The following is a 4063-nucleotide window of genomic DNA, read 5'->3' on the forward strand; positions in this document are numbered from 1 at the left end:
TCCGTCGTCGGCAGCGTCAGATGTGTATAAGAGACAGGGCCTGGGCCGTCCGGCACCAGCACCGGTCAGCCGTGGCGCAGGCCGGCGAGGACGACCTCGAGGCCGACCTCGAAGGCCTTGGCGACGGCCGCGGCGTCGCGTGCCCGGAAGTCGGGGTCGAGGTCGAGGGCGATGCGCTGGTTGTGCTCGGTGGTCACCGACCCGAGGACGTGGTGCAGCACGACCTCGGCGACGGCCTCGCGGTCGCGGCGTGACACCCCCGCGCGGCCGACGAGCCGCACGAGGTCCTCGACGGGACGCAGCGATCGCGGGTCGACCGCGTGCGCCAGCGCCACGACGTCGGCACCGTCGGGCACGTGCCGCACCGCCTCGCGCAGGGCGTGCGCGTGCGCGGCGAGCGCCTCCTGCGGCGGTCGCTGCGGGTCGGGCTCGGGGATGGCCGCGAGCAGCCGCCCCGCGACCTCGACGAGCAGCTCCTGCTTGTTCGCGACGTGCCAGTACAGGGCACCGGGCTGCACGTCGAGCTCGCGCGCGAGGCGCCGCATCGTGAGGTCGGCCAGGCCGTACCGCCGCAGGATGTCGACGGCGGTCGACACGACCTGGTCCCGGCTCAGCGCCACGTCCGCCCCCTCCCCTGCTGCTCACCGACGGACGCGCCGCGTGACCTGGGTCGCGCGTCCACCGCGTTGACACCCGAGCGTAGCGACTCGGCATACTGAACGCCGTTCAAGTTGAACACCGTTCAGTGCCGAGCGCAAGGAGCCCGCATGACCCGCCGATTCGACGACCTGGCCGACGCCGTCCTGTCCGGCGCCCCGGGCACCGCCGAGGACGCCCTCGACGTCCTGCGGTCGAGCGACGAGGAGCTCCTCGACGTCGTCGCGGCCGCGGCCCGCCTGCGCCGCAAGCACTTCGGCAACACGGTGAAGGTCAACTACCTCGTCAACCTCAAGTCCGGGCTGTGCCCCGAGGACTGCCACTACTGCTCGCAGCGACTCGGCTCGACGGCCGACATCCTGCGCTACACGTGGCTGAAGAGCGACGAGGCGATCGAGCAGGCCCGCGCCGGCCTCCGGGGCGGCGCGACGCGCGTCTGCATGGTCAGCAGCGGGCGCGGCCCGACCGACCGCGACGTCGACCGCGTCGCCGGCATGGTCGGGGCCCTCAAGGCCGAGCACCCCGACGTCGAGGTGTGCGCCTGCCTCGGCCTGCTCAGGGACGGTCAGGCCGAGCGCCTGCGCGCCGCCGGCGTCGACGCCTACAACCACAACATCAACACGGCCGAGTCACACCACGACTCCATCGTCACGAGCCACACCTACGCCGACCGCGTCGAGACCGTCGGCCGGGCGCAGGCCGCGGGCCTGTCGGCGTGCTCGGGACTCATCGCCGGGCTCGGCGAGTCCGACGAGCAGCTCGTCGAGGCGCTGCTCGCGCTGCGCGACCTCGGCTCGGACTCGATCCCCGTCAACTTCCTCATGCCCTTCGACGGCACCCCGCTCGAGGGAACGTGGGAGCTGACGCCGGCCCGCTGCGTCCGCATCCTCGCCGCCGCCCGCTTCGTGTGCCCCGACCGCGAGGTCCGCGTCGCGGGTGGTCGCGAGATGCACCTGCGCTCCCTCCAGGCCCTCGCCCTGCACGTCGCGAACTCCATCTTCCTCGGCGACTACCTCACCTCGGAGGGACAGGCGGCCGAGGCAGACCTGGAGCTGATCCGCGACAACGGCTTCGTCGTCCTCGGTGCGGAACCCGCTGCGCCGCAGGGCGCTCCGGGCCCGGCAACCACGCCGTCACACGACCCGGTCAAGCGGCGTCGCGGCGCCGGCACGGCCGCCAGCCCCAATGCGTGAGGCCGCCGACGTGCTCGCGCACGGGCCCAGCTCGGCGGACACGAGCGTCGTCGGGCGCGACCGGGGGCTCGTCTGGCATCCGTACGCGCCTCTCGACGGGGCCCCGCCCTACGCCGTGACCGCAGCCCACGGCGTGCGGCTCGACCTCACCGCGCCCGACGGCACCCGGTTCGAGGCCGTCGACGGCATGGCGTCGTGGTGGTGCGCGGTGCACGGGTACCGCCACCCCGCCCTCGACGCGGCGGCGCACGCACAGGTGGACCGGTTCAGCCATGTCATGTTCGGCGGCCTGACCCACGAGCCGGCGGTGACGCTGGCCGAGCGGCTGACCGCCCTGGCGCCGGGCCCCATGGCGCACGTGTTCTTCGCCGACTCCGGCTCGGTGTCGGTCGAGGTGGCCCTCAAGCTGTCGCTGCAGTACCAGGCCGGGTCGGGCCGGCCGGGCCGACAGCGGTTCCTCACGGTCCGCGGCGGCTACCACGGCGACACCTTCGCGGCGATGAGCGTCTGCGACCCCGTCGACGGCATGCACTCGGCCTTTCCCGGCGTCCTCGCCCGGCACGTGTTCGCCCCGCGCCCACCTGCGGCCCGCCACGACCCGGTCGCCGACGCGTGGCAGACCGATACGGCCGCCCTCGAGGCCTGGGCGGCACGGCTGCGCGACCTGGCCCGGCGCCACGCCGACGAGCTCGCGGCCGTCGTCGTCGAGCCGGTCCTGCAGGGAGCCGGGGGCATGCACGTCTACGACCCGCGGTGCCTGCACATCCTGCGCGAGGTGGCCGACGAGCACGACCTGCTGCTCGTCGCCGACGAGATCGCGACCGGGTTCGGCCGCACCGGGCGGCTGTTCGCCTCGGAGTGGGCGGGTGTCGCACCGGACGTGATCTGCGTCGGCAAGGCCCTCACCGGCGGTTACCTCACCCTCGCGGCCGTCCTCATGACCGAAGCGGTCGGCGCCACGATCACCCGGTCGCAGTTCCGGGCCCTGCTGCACGGACCGACCTTCATGGCCAACCCCCTGGCCTGCGCCGTGGCCGCCGCCTCCCTCGACCTCGTCGAGGACACGTGGCACCGCGCCGTACCGCGCATCGAGCGTCGCCTGGCCGAGGGGCTGGACCCGGCGTCGGGCCTGGCCTCGGTCCGCGACGTGCGCACGCTCGGGGCGGTCGGCGTCGTCCAGCTCGACGAGCCGGTCGACGTGCCCGCGGTGACCCGTGCCGCGCTCGAGCGTGGGGCCTGGGTGCGCCCGTTCCGCGACCTCGTCTACACGATGCCTCCCTACGTGTGCTCGGACGAGGACGTCGACACCATCACGCGGGCCGTCGTCGGCGCCGTCGCGCAGGTGCACGGATGAGCGCCTGGGACGCGTGGCTGCACGAGCGCGCACGCCGGCGCGAGGAGCGCGGGACGGTCCGGTTCGACAGCGTGCTTCGCGTCGGCGGGCGGCACCCTGCCGAGCCCGAGCCGCTCGACCTCGCCTCCAACGACTACCTCGGCCTCTCGCGGGACGACCGCGTGGTGGCCGCCGCCCACGAGGCCATCGACCGGTACGGCGCCTCGGCCACCGCCAGCCGGCTCGTCACCGGCACCCTGCCGGTGCATCGCGAGCTGGAGGGTGCGCTCTGCCGCCTCACCGGGCAGCGGAGCGCCCTCGTCTTCTCGACCGGGTACGCCGCCAACCTCGGCGCCCTGACCGCGCTGTCCGGACGCGGCGCCGAGATCCTGCTCGACGCCCACGCCCACGCGTCGCTGCACGATGCCGCCCGCATGGCCCGCGTCCCCTACACGACCTTCGCGCACAACGACCCCGCCGACCTCGACGCCCGACTGGACGAGCGCGCCGGCCGGCGCGTCGTCGTCGCGGTGGAGTCGGTGTACTCGGTACTGGGCGACGCCGCTGCCCTGCCCGACCTGCATGCCGTGTGCCGCCGCCACGACGCCCTCCTCGTCGTCGACGAGGCCCATGGCATCGGCGTCGCGGGCGGGGGGCGCGGCCTCGTCGCGGCGCTCGGGATGGCCGGGGCCGACCACCTCGTCGTGACGCTGACCCTGTCCAAGGCGCTCGGCTCCCAGGGCGGTGCGGTGCTCGGCCCGGTCGCCCTGCGGGAGCACCTGGTCAACACCGCGCGGCCCTTCATCTTCGACACCGGCCTGGCCCCGGCCGCGGTCGTCACCGCTGTCTCTTATACACATCTGACGCTGCCGACGACGGA

4 protein-coding genes are annotated in these 4063 nt (G+C 74.3%); 3 read left to right on the top strand and 1 reads right to left on the bottom strand.

The features are described 5' to 3' along the window. Positions 1-65: 65 nt before the first annotated feature. A complete protein-coding gene (locus ACR9ZK_RS20910) occupies positions 66-620 on the bottom strand; it encodes a TetR/AcrR family transcriptional regulator C-terminal domain-containing protein (protein ID WP_481343890.1) in 555 nt (184 codons plus the stop codon). Between the two features lie 147 nt (positions 621-767). Between ACR9ZK_RS20910 and bioB the strand changes: the two genes are divergently transcribed. From bioB to ACR9ZK_RS20925, 3 genes are all read left to right on the top strand, one after another. Further along, entirely contained in the window at positions 768-1850 is a 1083-nt protein-coding gene (bioB, locus tag ACR9ZK_RS20915) for a biotin synthase BioB (protein WP_481343891.1), read from the top strand. Further along, positions 1843-3204 (top strand): adenosylmethionine--8-amino-7-oxononanoate transaminase, encoded by a 1362-nt coding sequence (gene bioA, locus ACR9ZK_RS20920; protein ID WP_481343892.1) that lies wholly within the window; start codon positions 1843-1845, stop codon positions 3202-3204. Before bioB ends, bioA begins: the two co-directional genes overlap by 8 nt. Continuing rightward, the coding region (locus tag ACR9ZK_RS20925) for an aminotransferase class I/II-fold pyridoxal phosphate-dependent enzyme (protein WP_481343893.1) at positions 3201-4063 on the top strand (863 nt) is incomplete at its 3' end. The genes bioA and ACR9ZK_RS20925, both read left to right, overlap by 4 nt.

The organism is Monashia sp. HAY1-5C, from assembly GCF_056755255.1.